The organism is Pseudomonas medicaginis (genome assembly GCF_965119365.1).
Taxonomy (GTDB): Bacteria; Pseudomonadota; Gammaproteobacteria; order Pseudomonadales; family Pseudomonadaceae; genus Aquipseudomonas.
Genome location: NZ_OZ221631.1, coordinates 3,996,282 through 4,013,210 on the forward strand (window position 1 = coordinate 3,996,282; position 16,929 = coordinate 4,013,210).

Annotated in this window: 15 protein-coding genes and 1 pseudogene; 9 read left to right on the top strand and 7 right to left on the bottom strand. The window is 55.2% G+C overall.

Going from position 1 to position 16,929, the window contains the following annotated elements:
- Positions 1–30: 30 nt before the first annotated feature.
- The 5 genes from choX (ACMTA2_RS17600) to choX (ACMTA2_RS17620) all read right to left on the bottom strand — a co-directional run bounded on the left by choX (ACMTA2_RS17600) (position 31) and on the right by choX (ACMTA2_RS17620) (position 6,602).
- Positions 31–1,014: a choline ABC transporter substrate-binding protein gene (gene choX / locus ACMTA2_RS17600; RefSeq protein WP_413791012.1), complete on the bottom strand. Its 984-nt coding sequence runs from the start codon at positions 1,012–1,014 to the stop codon at positions 31–33.
- A gap of 839 nt (positions 1,015–1,853) precedes the next feature.
- Positions 1,854–2,810 (bottom strand): PDR/VanB family oxidoreductase, encoded by a 957-nt coding sequence (locus ACMTA2_RS17605; RefSeq protein WP_413791013.1) that lies wholly within the window; start codon positions 2,808–2,810, stop codon positions 1,854–1,856.
- A 1,077-nt stretch (positions 2,811–3,887) separates the two neighbouring features.
- Entirely contained in the window at positions 3,888–4,472 is a 585-nt protein-coding gene (locus ACMTA2_RS17610) for an HD domain-containing protein (RefSeq protein WP_413791014.1), read from the bottom strand.
- Positions 4,472–5,599: a TauD/TfdA family dioxygenase gene (locus ACMTA2_RS17615; protein ID WP_413791015.1), complete on the bottom strand. Its 1,128-nt coding sequence runs from the start codon at positions 5,597–5,599 to the stop codon at positions 4,472–4,474. The genes ACMTA2_RS17610 and ACMTA2_RS17615 overlap by 1 nt, the downstream gene beginning before the upstream one ends.
- Before the next feature lie 37 nt (positions 5,600–5,636).
- On the bottom strand, positions 5,637–6,602 hold the full coding sequence (gene choX, locus ACMTA2_RS17620) for a choline ABC transporter substrate-binding protein (protein WP_413791016.1): 966 nt from the start codon (positions 6,600–6,602) through the stop codon (positions 5,637–5,639).
- Between the two features lie 211 nt (positions 6,603–6,813).
- Between choX (ACMTA2_RS17620) and ACMTA2_RS17625 the strand changes: the two genes are divergently transcribed.
- Entirely contained in the window at positions 6,814–7,695 is an 882-nt protein-coding gene (locus ACMTA2_RS17625) for a LysR family transcriptional regulator (protein WP_413791017.1), read from the top strand.
- A 580-nt stretch (positions 7,696–8,275) separates the two neighbouring features.
- Here ACMTA2_RS17625 and ACMTA2_RS17630 read toward each other — a convergent pair.
- A pseudogene (locus ACMTA2_RS17630) lies at positions 8,276–8,491 on the bottom strand (hypothetical protein); the annotation flags it as partial.
- Between the two features lie 117 nt (positions 8,492–8,608).
- Positions 8,609–8,773, bottom strand: coding sequence for a LysR family transcriptional regulator (locus ACMTA2_RS17635; RefSeq protein ID WP_413791018.1), 165 nt, complete (start codon positions 8,771–8,773; stop codon positions 8,609–8,611).
- Between the two features lie 285 nt (positions 8,774–9,058).
- Between ACMTA2_RS17635 and ACMTA2_RS17640 the strand changes: the two genes are divergently transcribed.
- From ACMTA2_RS17640 to ACMTA2_RS17675, 8 genes are all read left to right on the top strand, one after another.
- The gene (locus ACMTA2_RS17640) at positions 9,059–9,850 is read left to right on the top strand and encodes a substrate-binding periplasmic protein (RefSeq protein ID WP_413791019.1); all 792 of its coding nucleotides are present in this window, start codon (positions 9,059–9,061) and stop codon (positions 9,848–9,850) included.
- 56 nt (positions 9,851–9,906) lie between these two features.
- A complete protein-coding gene (locus tag ACMTA2_RS17645) occupies positions 9,907–10,728 on the top strand; it encodes an amino acid ABC transporter ATP-binding protein (protein WP_413791020.1) in 822 nt (273 codons plus the stop codon).
- A gap of 11 nt (positions 10,729–10,739) precedes the next feature.
- Positions 10,740–11,411 (top strand): amino acid ABC transporter permease, encoded by a 672-nt coding sequence (locus ACMTA2_RS17650; RefSeq protein WP_413791021.1) that lies wholly within the window; start codon positions 10,740–10,742, stop codon positions 11,409–11,411.
- Between the two features lie 10 nt (positions 11,412–11,421).
- Complete coding sequence (locus tag ACMTA2_RS17655; protein WP_413791022.1) at positions 11,422–12,087, top strand: amino acid ABC transporter permease; 666 nt, start codon at positions 11,422–11,424, stop codon at positions 12,085–12,087.
- A gap of 22 nt (positions 12,088–12,109) precedes the next feature.
- Positions 12,110–12,991, top strand: coding sequence for a 4-hydroxy-tetrahydrodipicolinate synthase (dapA, locus tag ACMTA2_RS17660; RefSeq protein WP_413791023.1), 882 nt, complete (start codon positions 12,110–12,112; stop codon positions 12,989–12,991).
- Between the two features lie 73 nt (positions 12,992–13,064).
- Positions 13,065–14,339, top strand: coding sequence for an NAD(P)/FAD-dependent oxidoreductase (locus ACMTA2_RS17665; protein WP_413791024.1), 1,275 nt, complete (start codon positions 13,065–13,067; stop codon positions 14,337–14,339).
- A gap of 8 nt (positions 14,340–14,347) precedes the next feature.
- Positions 14,348–15,829, top strand: coding sequence for an aldehyde dehydrogenase family protein (locus tag ACMTA2_RS17670; protein ID WP_413791025.1), 1,482 nt, complete (start codon positions 14,348–14,350; stop codon positions 15,827–15,829).
- A gap of 11 nt (positions 15,830–15,840) precedes the next feature.
- Complete coding sequence (locus ACMTA2_RS17675) at positions 15,841–16,863, top strand: proline racemase family protein (RefSeq protein ID WP_413791026.1); 1,023 nt, start codon at positions 15,841–15,843, stop codon at positions 16,861–16,863.
- The last annotated feature ends 66 nt before the right edge of the window (positions 16,864–16,929 follow it).

Sequence of the window (16,929 nt, forward strand, 5' to 3'; positions counted from 1 at the left end):
CATTGCGGCGAACGAGCCCATGGAGCGCCGTTACTCGTCGAGTCGCTGGATGCTGACTGAAGCCTCGTTATTAAGCAACTTGGCCTTCACCGCTTCTAAGCCAGAGCTACCTTCCCTAGTTGTGACCCCCGATAGCCATGTATTCAGAATTTGAGGATTAGCTTTGAGCCAGGCCATTGCCGCTGCTTGAGGCGCCATTTTGTCGTCTAGGATTGAACCCATAATTCGGTTTTCCATATCCACATTGAAGCTCATGTTCTTGAGGAGTTGTCCCACGTTCTGACACTCATCCACGTAGCCCTTACGGGTACTGGTATACACCGTAGCTTGACCAAAATTGGGCCCAAAGAAGTCATCCCCGCCGGTCAAGTATTTCAATTTGAAACGGCTATTCATCGGATGAGGTTCCCAGCCTAGGAACACAATCCCTGAATTTCGCCTCGCTGCCCGCTCTACCTGGGAAAGCATTCCTGCCTCACTGGAGGCCACTAAGGTGAATCCGGCATCTTTCAAGCCAAAGGCGTTTTCATCGATTGCTTTCAGGATCGCATTGTTTCCGCCATCACCGGCTTCCGGCCCGTAGATCTTCCGACCTAGCTCATCTTGAAATTTAGCGATATCCGAGAAGTCCTTCAGCCCCGAATTCCAGAGATCCTCAGGCACCGCCAGCGTGTACTTGGCGTTTTCCAGGTTTACTCGCACTGTATCGATGGTGCCGGCGTCCCGATATGATTTCAGTTCAGACTCCATGGTCGGAATCCAGGTTCCTAAAAAAACATCCAGATTCTTACCTTCGGCCAGAGCCTTGTACGTAAGTGGAACTCCGAGCGACGTCACTTTTGTTTGGTAGTCGAGCGCTTTCAGAATCGTCGTGGCGAGTGCGGTGGTACTTTGAATGTCAGTCCACCCCGGGTCTGAAAATTTAACCAGTCGGCATTGATCTGGCTCCGCAGCTTGGCTGACGAAAGACGCTAAAAAAGCGAATAGAAATAACGTTGGAGGTAATGCGTTCATGGTGCAAATTCCTCAAGCTAATTTAAGGTAAGGGCGGCAGTTCCTATTTTTCTATTTTTCTGTTTTTCTGTTTTTGATGATTTTGTTGTTTTCGGAGTATTATCTTCCGGTCGCCATAGTTTAGTTATACTCTTTGCGTTTGCTGAAACGCCGATCTACGCATTGGTCGACAAGAGGTGCAATTTTTTCCGACTCGCCTGCTTGTTGCGCTACCTTGATTAAGGTCTTCTCCTTAGAGGCGTGCACCTGCGAAGGATTGAGCGGTGCAAAAAAAATGAACCAAGTGAGGGCGCTTACGACTCTTGTGTATAAATTGGCTATACATCAGTACCTCCCGAGCTGCTTCGTTTCCAATAGTTGGTTCAAGTGTGCTTAGTCCGCTGTACATACTTTGCGCAATAATTTTATGCCTTCGCTGACTAGACGATACGCCACTGAATTTCAGCTGAAATCAGTGTCAACAACACTTATGTTTGATTCCAAAACGCTCAACAGTATATTTGGTAGGCAGTTCACTGCGGGAACAGCGGCAACAACCGGCTTCCTTGCTGGCCTACATCGCGTGGGGCCATCAGCCATCTATGTCGGCCCTTATCGCCGGCGTCGGGAGGCAAGCGGTGCGGCGTCGGCCTTATTTGCCGGCTGACCGTCAGCCCAACTGGCCGGATTCGACGGTACCGAATGAGTCCTGTCGGAGGCACTCACCGCGAGCACCGCAAATACACACGGGCATCGATAAAAAATAGCAGCAACCATCGGCAGGCTAAAGCCGGAAATCACACGAACGCTATGTCCCTCGGCCAGTCGGCGCGAGCGAGCTAAATCGGATCGTTTCATATTCACAAGTCCAGGATCAGATTTTCGGACTTAGCACGCGAGCAACATAGGGCAATTAGCTGTCCAGAGTTTCGTTCCGCCTGCGTTAAAACACTGTCCCGGTGATCCGGCTTGCCGCTCAGCACCGGAGTCAGACAAGACCCGCAATACCCCTCTTCACACAGCGTTCGTACCTTCATCCCATTGGCGGCCAGTACCTGTAGTATCGATTGGCCTGGGGGCACGGCAAACGACTTTCCGCTGCTACCGATTGTCACCGTAAATTCCGAGTCGCTTTCGTGATATCGTATTGCACTTGGATCCGCCCCGAACAACTCGTAGTGCACCGTCTCCGGAGAGCAGCCTCGGGCCGCATTCTTGACGGCCTCCACAAGCCCTAGTGGGCCGCATACGTACACGTGGCAATCTTCTTCGCGATCTTTCACTAGACTGGACACATCTAAGCGCTTATCTTTTGTTGCTTTGTCATGAATAAACGTTACATTATCGCACAGGGTTGAAGTTGCTATTGCGTTATAATGCGCAGTCTCCTCGACTGAGCGCGCGCAATAATATAAATGATACTTGGATCCGATTTGTTGCAGGCGTCTCGCCATCGACAGGATAGGGGTAATACCGATGCCACCGGCAATAAGAATAACTTTACCCGCCGATTCGTCGAGTCTGAAATTGTTGGCAGGGCCTTCTACTTCTATAGTATCCCCGATCTTCCAGTTTTCATGTATCCATTGCGACCCACCTCGTCCTTCCTGCTCCCTAAGAACCGAAATTAAGTAATGATCCGATGAGCCGGGGGTATTTGCTAACGAGTACTGTCTACTTATGGTCTCGGTTACGCGCACGGTAATGTGAGATCCAGCCGAGAACTCCGGCAGCGACGTTCCTGCCGATGCATTAACCAGGTAAAAGCTTCGAATAGACGCCGTTTCGTCAGATATTTTCGAGATTTTCAAATACATGACAATCAGCTCCTTTACCGCTACGATGCAGTCTCGATTTCACGAATAAATCTTCATCCAACTCTGTCCGATCCAGCATTACGCCCCATGTGTGTGGGGCGGAACCTAGATGAGGGGTTCAGTGAGTTGAACAGATAGTTCGAATAACATAAGCTAATCTTTCTATCCTGACCAACAACCATTCCCTGGGCATTCGGATAAATAATTCTTATGAAAGCTATCGACAAAAGCTTCCTCCGCTGGATCCGTTGATCGCGTTCGAGGCATCGGCTGGGCACCTGAGTTTCACGAAGGCTGGGCAGAGTTGCATCTCATCCAAGCCGCGATAAGTCAGCAGATTCAATCACTTGAAAGCTGGTTGGATGTTCATCAGAGCCAATCGTTCGCTTAGTCTTACCCCAAGGGCGCAACTTCCAACACGTGGTCGCAACAGCGCTCGCGAACCTCGCCAGCGCAACGACCGACCTACAGACCAAGGGAGATGAGAGCACCTTTACGATTGGATGCGACCAAGCTATCGGCAATATGCTTATCATGCCGAAGATACCCGATTTAACGGCCGCCTTGGCCGCGGCTGATGATTTCAGACGTCGAAAAGAATTGTCTTGCAACCGATGTAGACGCAGCAATCATCTTTGGTGACGGTGCGTAGCGCGGATTCCATGCGAGGAAACACTTTCATGAGCGTATCTTTGTGGTCTCGAGCTTGAGGCTGAGAGCTGGAACTGGAACCTGGCGGTAATGGCTTGACCGGAATAGCGTTAATACAACTATTGTTAACAAAGGGCTGACCGTTAACAGTTATCCACTTTGATCGAAGCTGCGATACAGGGGCATGGCATGGCATTGCATTGCGTTGGGTTGGGTTGGGTTGGGTTGGGTTGGGTTGGGTTGGGTTGGGATCATCTCGGAGGTCGGCAGATAAACGTTTACGCAACACCTTCACAATCGGACACCGGGATCTTGCTCATAATCCGGCATCTAGAGTCGTGTGGATAAGGTGTTGCGGTATTCGGGATCTTTTATATGCCCAGCTGGCCCGCTATGCGGAAAAAATAAAGCGTAGCGGGCCTGCCATTACATCATTGGGTATTCGTCTTTTAGTACAGTGGGGTCGAATGGTTTGCGGCTGAAAATCTTGTGCACCAATGGAGCGAAGTGTTCAAGACCTGGCGTAGGGTAGTCTGGGTCGAATGAAGATTGATCCCAGCGTTCGCAAAAATTCACGCATGACTTATAGCAAGGGTGATCCTTGTATCTGTCACGCTCGTTCCGGTCTCCCCCAAAATAATGGGCGTAGTAGAAGTTCTGAAACAGTCCATGGTGATGTAGGATCCATGTTACTTCCCCTCTCACATACGGCCTGATGATAGAGGCGGCATACTGTGAATGGTTGTAGGGAGCGAGGAAGTCTCCTAGGTCATGGATCAACGCACCAACGATCATTTCTTCATCTGCACCGTCTGCCTGAGCCCGTGCAGCAGCTTGCAGGGAGTGTTGCAGTCGATCGACCTTGTATCCGCTCAAGGTCGATGACAGCCCATTCAGCGCATCGAGTATTCGATCCGGCAAACCTTTGTTGAAGTCGCTTTCTAGTTTTTCCAGAAAGTGATATTCGGCGTGCGTGCCGTCTTTCATTCTGATGAATTCTACCTGCTCCATTACGCAGCCTCCTCAAGCATTTTGAGTCGCTTCACCACTTCACTGAAGCGTTCACGTGGGCCATCAAAGTCAATGTAGCAACCTTGCAGGTGCCGATGACCTTCGGATGGGTCGTAACTGGTTCGTCCGTGCAGAACCCGGCTGTTGTCGAACAGCATTAGCTCACCAGCACCGAGGCGGAACTTGAGTTCGTAATCCTCGTGATTGAACAACTCAGCCAAGCGCTTGCGTGCACGGTGGAATGCTTTGACCTTGGAGTCTTCCAGCAGAGGAAGACTGTCCAAGCGAGGACTGTAATGAACGCCCAAGGTGTTGCCGGCGTCATCGACGCTGATCATCGGGCGGCGAGATGTCAGTTCTACGCCCTTGTCCACGAAGCGAAATCGAACTGCAGTGTCCTTGAGCAGCTTGTATCCCTCATAGTCCTCTCTCTTGAGCGCCTCTACGACAGAGACGCTGTCCACTAGGGTGGAAAGGCCACCAGAGGTCTCATTGACTAGGCAGTGAAGCAACTGGATGCCTGGTACTGGATCACGATATGGGTTATCGGTGTGAGGGCCCAGTCGCACACTGCGATATGCGAGATCATTCGCGCTCGGCTTCGAGTAAACCTCGAAATATTTCCCGAAGTTCGTTTCCTTCACGTAACCGAATTTTGATCCAACAGCGAGCACCTGCTCTGTATTATTCGGCACATTTGTCAGAATGATGAACCCATACTTGAGGTAGGCAATCAGTGAAGCCTGAAACTTGGCGTCATCATTCAGCTCTGTCCAGTTATGTTTTACCAGTTTTACATTGATGTCGCTTTTCCAGCTTTCGGCGGATGAGACTGAATCCAGATCCAGCGCATTATCCAGAATTTCAGACTCTGTATAAAGTGCTTGATGTCCATCGCTGAAGGTTAGCCAGGCGCTGCTAGAGTTGACCTTTTCCAGTTTGATTAGAGCGATCTCTGGATCAATGAGGTGAGAGTCAAATAACCGTTGCTGAGTTTGCGTGTCGGTTGAATCAGCATCAGGTGTTTTTTCTCTGAGCCAAAGCGCTGGAACCTCAAGTGTTGTCTCGGCTTTACGAAAAATAACGGACGCGGGCGATTCTTTAAAAATAATCTCAACGTTTTTCATGTGAAGATCCGAGAATTTCAGTATTCTAGTATTAAGTCTACTCGCGATTAGCTAGTTTCTGCTCGTCGAAGTATTTTTTGGCAGCTTCAAGTGCATCTTTTCCATCGAAAGTGGAAACTCCGCTGAGCCAAGTTTCAAGCCAGACTGGATTATTATTAATCCATTCAGTTGCCAGTTTCAACGGATCCTTCTTATCTAGGATGCCGACCATGATTTCACTTTCCATGTCGGTGTTGAATTTCATGTTTCCAATTAACTTTGCAGCGTTAGGGCAGCGTTGTGCATAATCTGGCGCTGTCACTGTATATACTGTTGCTGCTCCATAATCGGGGCCAAAAACCTCATCGCCACCTGACAGGTAAGTCATTTTGAAATCGATGTTCATAGGGTGTGGTGCCCATCCGAGGAACACGATCGGCTTCTTGCGAGCAATTGCACGGGAAACTTCCATGCGCATCGCACTTTCGCTGGACTCGACCACTTTGAAATCACCGAGACCATAGAGGTTTTGGCTGATCATTTTTTTCAAAGAGCTGTTGCCACCGCTTCCAGGCTCAATTCCGTAAATTTTTCCACCGAGCTGATCTTTAAACTTGGCAAGATCTTGAAAAGTTCGAAGGCCTTGCTCCGCAAGGTAGTCCGGAACTGCCAAGGTGTACTTAGCGCCAGTCAGGTTGGGTGGCATCAACTTGAGGAGTTTTCCTGCTTCCACAGCAGGCATTACGGTCGGATCCAAAGAAGGCGACCAGTAGTCAAGAAAAGCATCAAGTTGCCCGTTTTGGATTGAACCCAAGGCAATTGGCACCGCAACCATTGTCTTCGTTGGCTTATAGCCGATGGCTTGGGCGACAGCCATTGTCAGACCGTTATTCGCGGCATTGTCAGCCCAGCCGAGATCGGCGAGCCTTATAGCTTGGCATTGCTGGGGGTCTTGAGCTGCAGTAACGCTCAGAGAGGGAAGGGTAACAGCGACAAATACGAGTGAAAGCAAGGGCTTACGCATAGATCATCTCCGCGAACCGTTTATTGTGAAATTGGTTTAGGCATGGCAGGATGCAAAAGGTTGTGCAACGATTAGCTTGGCTTTTTTATTTACTCATTGGGCATGGGAAAGGCTAGCAATGTGAAGATGATTAAGAAACAGCGATTTATCTTATACGCTATATGCAAAAAACTTATGGGTGCGGTGAATGTCTAAGCGGCCAGTTCCAGCCATGAAGTCTTTAATTGCTTTTGAGGCCACTGTTCGGTTGGGGTCAATGACCGCAGCAGCGAGGGAGCTCTGTACGACCCAGCCCGCAGTTTCACAACAAATCCGGAGCCTAGAAGATTTGGTCGGTGGTTTTCTGCTCGATAGAACTGGCGGGACGCTTATTCCAACGGCTGCCGGGGAGGCCTTGTATCGTAACGTTGCTCCAGGTCTGTCGGGTATAACGTCTGCGATTGAGGAGGCTCAGGCGAAACTTTCTCGTGGTCGGCCAACATTAAACATTTCAGCAAATTTTGGATTTGTACATCTTTGGTTACTTCGTCGAATGCAGTCGTTGGAGTACGCCTTTCCTGACTATATATTTAACGTTACCGCTACCGACGTTCAGGTGACGCCAGAAATACAGGAGTCAGATATAGATATCGTATTTGGGCAAAGGAATTCTCATTTAGATACTGAAGTGATGCTTAGTAATGAGACCGTCTTTCCTGTGTGCAGCCCGGGGTTTGCGAAAAAACATGGTATATCAAGTGAACTTACAAAAGAGCACATGGTTGATTTGAGATTACTCCATATGGACTCATGCGACCCTAGGTGGTTGGACTGGAATCGATGGTCGATTCTGGCTGGGCTTGGAAACGTTAATGTCGACACTGATTTTAAATTCAATAATTACCCGTTGCTTCTCAATGCCGCAATAGCAGGGCAAGGATTAACGCTGGGCTGGGAAACTCTGGTCGAGGAGTTTGTTGCTTCGGGTCAGCTAGTTCGCTTAGGCCCGGCGGTTTCAAGAGAAGATTTCGGATATCTGCTCAGAAATCGTCATAAACATAATACCGTGGTTGAACCTGTAGTTAATTGGTTTATCGCCAATACAAAACGTTAATGGGCTCTGACTGCTTGGCTTCACACACTGTGCGGTACCAATAGGAAAAGTGGTTTTCAAATATTGTGACTGATGCTCAGGAGGCGATGAGTACAACGTTGCTGGCCATTCGGGATGAGCTGAAACGTCTACATCATGAACCCATCTGGGTTCAAGGGCGATGGCTCACTCCGGTGGTGAGCGGTCACTTCAATTTTAAGCGCTCCATAAACCCCATATTCAAAGCGCTCAGCTGATGCCGGATGCTGTGCTCCCGATTCTTTCAGGAGCCTGCTCTGGCCCCCCCCTTCCGGACTGAATCACTACAGCTCCGATGAGCACGTATTCCTCAGAGTTATAAAGAGAGATGAAATGCCCCCTTGGGAATATGCAGCCAGATTCTCAAGCAAATAATGCTATTCGTAAGGGGCAGTTCCAACAACAGGAGCATTCAAGTCAAACGGTCAGCTCTCCCTCTGCAACCAGTAGAGGAGAAGAATGCTTGTTAATTACTGCTGGTCTGGGTCGGTACAGGATTGCGCATACAGCGAGCAAATGGACAAAAACACATTACATATCCACGCCCGCTGTATCGGCCTAATTATTCGACTCCAATTTTGAGTCCAAGAGCATTGATCACCAGGCTCTGGAAGTGGTGTACCGGCGCTTCGGTCACCTGGACACGATCACCTCCAACGACGAAGCGCCCTTGATTGTATCCAATGGATTTCAGTCCTCTCTGTACGTTCTCGCAAATAGGGATATCTTCCGCGCACTGCAGCGTATCGCGCTGGTATTTGATAGTGCCTTCCAACTCCTCCCGATATTTTCTCCGACCTGGCCGTTGCCTTGTCCGGCAGCCTGGGCATAGCGCGGGCTGAGGTCACCATGCCCTGCGCAAACGGCTGCAGACGCCTCCCAGCCTCGGTTAACATCAACCGGCGGTTGGTGCGGAAAACACATGGGTGCCCAGGTGCTCTTCCAGCCGCAGGATCTGCTCGGACAACGAAGGCTGGGAAATGTGCAGGCTCTCAGCGGCCTCGGAAAAGGTGCCGTGCTCGATAGTGGCGATAGAGTAGTTGAGCTGTTGCAGTGTCATAGGGCTGACCATAACCAAGTTGCACAACATGGTACACATCGGGCGTATCGCGAAGCGGCGTGAGGCTCTCGCCTGAATCGTCGCCCACCTCGAAATAAAAAACCGGCTCACGGTTGACACATCAAATCGCGTAGATCTAATCTGCATACAGCGCTGCATACATGACGGCGTATGCAGCACTGACGCTTGTACCTTTCTGCCCAAAAAAAACTAAATATCGGTGAGGTCAACATGAAACGGCTCCATTCTTCCCCCCTTCGCAAGATGCTCGCAGGCGTTGCAGTCTTGGGCGCATTATTCGCCCAGGTTCCCGCGCACGCAGCCGATCCAACGCTTTGGCAAGGTATCCAGAAGGCAGGGGTGTTGCGTTGCGGGGCGGCCGTGGCGGCGCCGTATGTGATGCGGGATGCGCGTTCCGGGCAGTACAGCGGCTACTTCGTCGACCTGTGCCGGGACTTCGGCGAGAAGGTGCTGAAGGTGAAGGTCGAGTTTGTCGACACCAACTGGGACAACCTGGTAGCAGGCCTGCAAGGCGGCAAGTGGGACTTGGCAATGGCCCTCAACCAGACCCCGGAACGCGCCATGGCGGTGACGTTCTCGGTGCCGGCGACCGACTACCAGATCTCGTTGCTCACCAACAAAGACAACCCCAAATTTGCCAGCGCCGGCAGCGCCATCGGCGACTATGACAAACCCGGCGTTTCGATCGCCGTGATGTCGGGCACCGCGGCAGACAAAGCCATTTCCAGCGTGGTCAAGAACGCCACGATCATGCGCCTGCCCGGTATGGATGAAACACGTCTGGCGGTGATGTCCAAGCGTGCCGACATATTGGTCGATGCCAGTGACACCAATCACCTCTTTGCTATCGCCAACCCGGACTGGACCAAGGAAGTCCTGCCCGTGCCGGCCCTGGCGAAACAAGGCGTCGCTTTTGGTCTTCCCCGTAACGCTACGCCTTCAGATCTGCAGGTCTTGAACATCTACCTCACGCAACGTCGAGAAACCGGGGAGATATCTGCCCTGGTGGACAAGGCCTCTGCGCTCGCCAACGCCGGCGATAAAACCCCTCAGTAATTTCCCGACGATCCCGAGAACGGCTTCTGTTTCAGCGTTCTCTTGGAGACAGTGCTATGACCGCTCCTTATCTGGTGGCTGCCCAGCCGCAGGATTCGCTCGTCCTTGATTCGGCCAAGGGTGACTTTATTCAGTTGCGTGACGTGTACAAATCCTATGGCGAAGGCCTGGTCGTAATGGACCGTCTCAACCTCGACATGCGTTCGGATGATCGCCTAGTGATCATCGGCCCGAGCGGCAGCGGCAAAAGCTCGCTGCTGCGGGTGATGATGGGGCTGGAGAGTATCCAGGGCGGCACTATTGCCTTTCAGGGCAAGCCTTACATCGACGGTTCGGGCCGGGGCGCCGGTAAGCCCCTGGATACGACGTTGCAGGCCCAGGTGGGCATGGTCTTCCAGCACTACACCTTGTTCCCGCACCTGTCGGTGCTGGGCAACCTGATTCTTGCACCGATGAAAGTGCATGGCCTGACCAAGGTCCAGGCCACGGAAAAGGCGCGGGTGTTCCTGGCGCGACTCGGGCTTGAGAGCAAGCTCAATGTGTACCCCAGCCAGCTTTCAGGCGGGCAAAAACAGCGCGTGGCCATCGCCCGCGCATTGATGCTCGAACCCAAGTTGATGCTGTTCGATGAGGTGACGTCGGCGCTTGATCCGGAAATGGTCACCGAAGTGCAGGGCGTGATGATGCAACTGGCCGAGGAAAAAATGGCCATGATCATTGTCACCCACGACATGCATTTCGCCCGCAGCATCGCCTCGCGTGTGGTGTTTTGCGCCAACGGCAAAGTGGTCGAGCAAGGCCCGCCGGAGCAGATTTTCAGCAAGCCGAGGGAGCCGCGCACCCGCGAGTTCCTGGAAAAAGTTCTGCACCTGGATTGAGGCTCGCCGACATGAATTATGAGTTCGATTTTCACTTTCTGACCGGCAATTGGGGCGCGCTCTGGGATGGCCTCAAAGTCACCCTGCAGCTCGCCTTGATCTCCAACGTGGTCGGCCTGGTGCTGGGCTTTGGCCTGTGCCTGCTGACGCTCAGCCGCTGGTTTTTCATCCGCTGGCCGGCGCAGTTGTTCATCGAGTTCTTCCGTTGCACGCCGGCGCTGTTGCAGATCGTGTGGTTTTTCTACTGCGTGCCGATGCTGTTCAACGTGTTTATCGACCCCATCACCATGGGCGTGCTTGCCCTGGGCCTGAACCTCACCGCGTTCAATGCCGAAGCCTATCGGGCCGGTGTGCAGGCGGTACCCAGGGAGCATCTGGATGCCTGCGTCGCACTGGGCCTGCGTCCGTGGCAACGCACGCTGTATGTGATCTTGCCCCAGGCGCTGCGCACGGCATTGCCGGTGTTGATGACCAATGGCATCTCGATCCTGCAGCAGAGTGCGCTGGTCGCCATCGTGGCCGTCGCCGACTTGATGTATGTGGGCAAGAGCATCGCCACAGAAGCCTATCGGCCGCTGGAAACCTACTCGCTGATTGCCTTGATCTACTTCGCATTGTCGTTGCCCATCGCGCAATGCGTGCAGTGGCTCGAACGCCGTCAGGACGCTGCGCTCGCGCGCTGAGGAGATCGTCATGCAACTGGATTTTATGGTGGTGTTTTCTTACTGGCAGGTCCTGGCCAAAGGGCTTGCGCTGACCCTGGCGTTTACCGTGAGTTGTGCGCTGCTGGGCAGTGTCTTCGGGTTTCTGTTGAGCCTGCTGCGCCTGTCGAAAAGCCGTTGGATCAGCATCCCCACCGGGCTCTACGTCGAGCTGTTTCGTGGCACGCCGTTGTTGATCCAACTGTTCTGGATTTTCTTCTGCCTGCCGGTGGTGTTTGGCCTGTCGGTGCCGCCTTACGTATCGGTGCTACTGGCGTTGACTCTGTACATGACGGCCATTACCAGCGAGACCTTTCGCGGCGCGCTCAAATCCATTCCCAGCGAGCAGCACGATGCGTGCACGGCCTTGGGCGTGGCCAGGTGGAACAAGGTGCTCTACGTGATCTTCCCGCAGGCACTGTTGCGTGCCGTGCCGCCGCTGCTTTCCAACGTTGTCAGCTTGTTCAAGGAGAGCGCGCTGATTTCATCCGTGGGCATCGCTGACCTGATGTTCGTGGGGCAAAACATTTCCAACAGTACCGCTCGCCCGGTGGAGTTTTTATCGGCGGTGGCGGTGATCTATTTCCTGGTGGCGTTCCCCCTGACCCGACTGGTCGGAGTGGTCGAGACCCGGATGCTCAAACGCTACGCCTACTGATCCACACATTGGAGACACGCTCATGCAACAACTCAATGGCATCATGCCGGCCCTGGTTACTCCCTTCGATAAAAACGGCGCAGTCGATTACGACGTGTTGGCCTCCCTGGTCGAGTACCAGATCAAGCAAGGCGTGGGCGGCCTCGTGCCCCTGGGCTCCACCGGCGAATACTATGCCTTGACCAATGAAGAACGTCGCCGGGTCATGGCCACCGTGCGCGAAGTCGCTGACGGGCGCGTCATGCTGATTGCCGGCGCCAACGGGTCGTGCACCCGTGAGGTGATCGAACAGGTCAAGCAGGCCCGCGACACCGGCTACAGCAATTTGCTGATCGCCCCGCCTTACTACGCCATCCCGACGCAAGACGAACTGATCGGTCACTACAACGCCATCCTCGATGCAGTACCCGACGTGAACATCGTGCTGTACAACTACCCGATCCGCACTAACGTGGAAGTGGGCTACAGCGTCATGGATGCACTCAAGGACCACGAGCGCGTTATCGCCATCAAGGAAAGCGCGGGCAATTTGCTGCGGGCCATCGAGATCGATGAGCGCTACAAGGGCAAGATCCAGCTCTCGTGCGGCTCGGATGACCAGGCCTTGGACTTTTTCCTATGGGGCGCCACCAGTTGGATCTGCGCGCCGGCGAATTTCCTCGCGCCGCAAATCGTGGCGTTCTATGAGCAGTACGTCAGCGGGCAACTCGTCGGTGCGCAGCAGATTGTGCGCTCGCTGTTCCCGCTGATGAATAACCTGGAAAGTGGCAAGTTCATCCAGAAGGTCAAGTACGGGTGTGAGCTGGCCGGGTTTAATGTGGGCGTGGCGCGCATGCCGCTGTTGCCGCTAACCGGCGAGGAAAAGTCCGAATTCCGCCGTGAGTTCGAGAAGCTTCAAGGCTGATATCGCGCCCGCATCGGCGCTCCATGCCGATGCGGGTTCATGTATGCAGGTTCTGCGCTAATCGAGGGGCTTTATGATCAACACGCAATCGCCCACCCACGGCCAAGCGACTGTCGTTATCGGCGGCGGCATCGTCGGGGTCTGCTGCGCCTTGTACCTGCAGCGCGAAGGCCACCGGGTCACGCTGATTGATCCAGAGGCGGCGGGTGACAGCACCGCCAAGTGGAGTTGCGGGCAGATGGCCGTGAGCGAGGTCATCCCGCTGTCCAAGCCGGGCATTCTGAAAAAAATACCCGGCTGGCTGCTGGACCAAAAGGGCCCGCTGGCACTGCGGCCCAGCGCGTTGCCGGGGATCCTGCCGTGGTTTCTGCGCTTCGTGGCCTGCGCCCGGCATTCGCGCATCGTCGATATTGCCAATGAGATGGCGACCCTGACTCACCACGTCTACGAAGACTACGCTCCGCTGCTGGAGCGCTGCTCCGATAAATCACTGATGGGCGAGCGGCCGATCATTGAGGTGTTTGATACACCTGAAGGCCTGGCCCAGGAAGGCCCGCATATGGACCTGCGGCGTTCCCTGTGCTTCAAGTCCGAAGTGCTGGACCGTGCGGCGATCGCGGACCTGGAACCGGCCCTGGCGGGAAAATTCAGCCACGGCCTGCTGTTCCCGGACTGGCGCGCGGTCAGTGACACCAAGGGGTTCATTGCCGCCCTGACCCAAAGCTTTATTGAGCAAGGCGGTGTTCGTGTACGCGGGCAGGTTCAACGTATCGACGAAATCGCTGATTGCGCCAGTGGCGTCACCCTGGACAACGGTGAGCGCCACCCGGCCGACCATGTGGTGATTGCGGCGGGTACGGGCTCACGGCAGTTTTTCTCCCAGATCGGTGGTTCGGTGCCCCTGGCTGGCATCGCCGGCTACCAGGTGCTGTTACCCCATTCGGGTGTCGAAGTGCGTCATTCGGTGATCTATGCCGATGGCGGGTTCTGTTTCGCGCCGATGACCCGTGGGCTGCAGATCGGCGGCACCATCGAGTTCTCCGGGCCGGATGCCGAGCCCAACTTCAAGCGCGCCGACATCATTCTGGAAAAGGCGCGCAAGATCCTTCCGCAATTGAAACTCGACGACGTCGAGTACGGCATCGGTTATCGGCCGTTCCTGCCGGATACCAAGCCGGTGATCGACCGCAGCGCGCGCTTGAAGAATGTCTTCCTGGCGTTCGGCCACGGCCAGCTTGGGTTGACCCTCGGCGCCACCACCGGGCGCCTGATTGCCGACCTGGTCAGCGGCCGCCCACCGGCCCAGGACCTGACCCCCTTCAGCGCCCGGCGCTTTGCGTTCAACTGAGGTTTTCCATGAAGTCTTACGAGCATCTGTACATCGACGGCCAATGGGTCAAACCTGCCCTGGGTGGCACGTTCCCGACCCTCGACCCGAGCAATGAAACCGTGTTGGCCCAGGTTGCCGCTGGCACGGCCGCCGATATCGACCTGGCGGTAAAGGCTGCGCGCAAGGCCTTCGACGAGGGGCCGTGGCCGCAGACCAGCGGTGCACAACGGGCGGTTATCCTGCGTCGCATCGCCAGCGGTATCCGCGAGCGCCTGGACACATTGGCGACGCTTGAAGTGCAAGATAACGGCAAACCGTTCCCCGAGGCCCAATGGGATATCGGCGACACGGCGGGCTGTTTCGATTTTTACGCCGACCTCGCCGAACAACTGGATACCCGGCAAGAGCAGAACGTGCAGCTGGCCGATGAGCGCTTCACCTGCATCGCCCGCAAAGAGCCGATGGGCGTGGCCGGGGCGATCATCCCCTGGAATTTCCCGATGCTGATGGCCGCATGGAAGGTGGCTCCGGCGTTGGCCGCAGGCTGTTGCATGGTGCTCAAACCGTCGGAACTGACGCCGTTGACCGCCCTGGAACTGGCGCATATCGCCCATGAGGCCGGCCTGCCCGCTGGTGTGTTGAACGTGGTCACGGGGCTCGGGCCGGATGCAGGGGCGCCGCTGAGCGAGCACCCAGGCATCGATAAGCTGGCGTTCACCGGCAGCGTGCCGACCGGCGCCAAAATCATGCAAGCGGCCGCCCGCGACATCAAGAACATCAGCCTGGAGCTGGGCGGTAAATCCCCCTTCATTATTTTCGACGACAGTGACCTTGAAGCGGCCGTCGAGTGGATCATGTTCGGCATCTTCTGGAACCAGGGGGAAGTGTGCTCGGCCACCTCGCGCGTACTGGTGCAGCGCGGCGTGTATGAGCCGTTGCTGAAACGCCTGGTGGAGGAGGCCGGTAAGCTCAGCATCGGCCCCGGCATGCAGGACGGCGTGCTGCTCGGGCCCTTGGTCAACAGCACCCAGTACCAGAAGATCCTGCAAGCCGTCGCCCGTGGCCAGGAGGAGGGCGCCACGCTGCTGTACGGTGGCACCCGGCCGGTCGGCTGCGAAGCCGGCTACTTCCTGACCCCAGCGATCTTTGCGGATGTACCGGTCGACAGCTGGATCTGGAATGAAGAGATCTTTGGCCCGGTGGTTTGCGTGCGTCCCTTCGACGATGAAGCCGAAGCCTTGCGCAGCGCCAACGACTCGCGCTTCGGCCTTGCGGCGGCGGTCATGTCCAGAGACCTGGAGCGGGCAGAGCGCGTGGCACGCCGTCTGCGCGCCGGGATTGTGTGGATCAACTGCTCGCAGCCGACGTTCACCGAAGCGCCCTGGGGAGGCTACAAGCAAAGCGGGATCGGCCGCGAGTTGGGCGAGTGGGGCTTGAACAATTATCTGGAAACCAAACAGATTACTCGCTACGACAGCGACCAGCCGTGGGGCTGGTACATCAAGTAAAGGAGGGCGCCATGCGCTGGAAAAAAACGCTGCAACTGGTCGATGTGCATTGCGAAGGCGAGATCGGCAAAGTCATCACCGGTGGCGTCCTCGACATCCCCGGCAAGACCATGCTCGACAAGATGAACCATATCAATGAGGTCGACGATAGCCTGCGTCGCCTGGTGATGCTGGAGCCTCGTGGGTGCCTGCAGATGTCGGTCAACCTGCTGCTGCCGCCCACGCGTCCGGAGGCCCAAGCGGGCTTTATTGTGCTGCAGGCCGACAAAGCGCACCCGATGTCGGGCAGCAACTGCATCTGCGTGGTCACGGCCCTACTTGAGTTGGGGATCCTGCCGATGGAGGAGCCGCTCACGACCGTGGTCCTGGACACCCCGGCGGGCCTGGTTACTGCCCGAGCGCAATGCGTGGATGGGCGCTGCGTGAGTGTTTCACTGGATATGGTGCCGGCGTTTGTCGAGCACCTGGATGCGCGCATCCACACCGACGAGTTCGGCCCGATCAGCGTGGACATTGCCTTTGGCGGGGTCTACTACGCCCTGGTCGATGTTGAACAGGTCGGCTTGAGCATCGCGCCTGGCAACGCCCGCGCCCTGGCGGAGGCGGGTGTGCGCCTGCGAACGATCATCAACGGCCAGGTCAGCGTGAAGCATCCGTTGATCGAGAGCCTCAACGAGGTGGCATATGTGATGTTTCGCAACCGTCTCGACCGCTCAACCTGGCAAACCTGCACCACCTTGCCCCCCGGGCGCGTCGACCGCTCGCCCTGCGGCACCGGCAGTTCGGCCAACCTGGCGACCTTGAGTGCCCGTGGTCAGGTGGCGCCGGGCGACCAACTGGTTTCGCGCTCAACCATTGGTGGCGAGTTCAAGGTCGAACTGCTGGGCTTGACCGAAGTGGGCGGCCGTGCGGCTGTGCTGCCGCGCATCACCGGGCGGGCCTGGGTGTACGGCATGCATCAGATTGGCGTCGACCCGGATGACCCACTGGCCGCTGGCTTTATGTTGAGCGACACCTGGGGCGAAGGTTTTTAACTTAACGAGTGCCAGTGTTAATCTTGCGTCCGGTCAAATGACCCGTCAGCACCCTGAGAGTGACCC

Coding starts and splice junctions, on each gene's coding strand:
- choX (WP_413791012.1), bottom strand. CDS start 1,014: ATGAACGCATTACCTCCAACGTTATTTCTATTCGCTTTTTTAGCGTCT.
- ACMTA2_RS17605 (WP_413791013.1), bottom strand. CDS start 2,810: ATGTATTTGAAAATCTCGAAAATATCTGACGAAACGGCGTCTATTCGA.
- ACMTA2_RS17610 (WP_413791014.1), bottom strand. CDS start 4,472: ATGGAGCAGGTAGAATTCATCAGAATGAAAGACGGCACGCACGCCGAA.
- ACMTA2_RS17615 (WP_413791015.1), bottom strand. CDS start 5,599: ATGAAAAACGTTGAGATTATTTTTAAAGAATCGCCCGCGTCCGTTATT.
- choX (WP_413791016.1), bottom strand. CDS start 6,602: ATGCGTAAGCCCTTGCTTTCACTCGTATTTGTCGCTGTTACCCTTCCC.
- ACMTA2_RS17625 (WP_413791017.1), top strand. CDS start 6,814: ATGAAGTCTTTAATTGCTTTTGAGGCCACTGTTCGGTTGGGGTCAATG.
- ACMTA2_RS17635 (WP_413791018.1), bottom strand. CDS start 8,773: ATGACACTGCAACAGCTCAACTACTCTATCGCCACTATCGAGCACGGC.
- ACMTA2_RS17645 (WP_413791020.1), top strand. CDS start 9,907: ATGACCGCTCCTTATCTGGTGGCTGCCCAGCCGCAGGATTCGCTCGTC.
- ACMTA2_RS17650 (WP_413791021.1), top strand. CDS start 10,740: ATGAATTATGAGTTCGATTTTCACTTTCTGACCGGCAATTGGGGCGCG.
- ACMTA2_RS17655 (WP_413791022.1), top strand. CDS start 11,422: ATGCAACTGGATTTTATGGTGGTGTTTTCTTACTGGCAGGTCCTGGCC.
- dapA (WP_413791023.1), top strand. CDS start 12,110: ATGCAACAACTCAATGGCATCATGCCGGCCCTGGTTACTCCCTTCGAT.
- ACMTA2_RS17665 (WP_413791024.1), top strand. CDS start 13,065: ATGATCAACACGCAATCGCCCACCCACGGCCAAGCGACTGTCGTTATC.
- ACMTA2_RS17670 (WP_413791025.1), top strand. CDS start 14,348: ATGAAGTCTTACGAGCATCTGTACATCGACGGCCAATGGGTCAAACCT.
- ACMTA2_RS17675 (WP_413791026.1), top strand. CDS start 15,841: ATGCGCTGGAAAAAAACGCTGCAACTGGTCGATGTGCATTGCGAAGGC.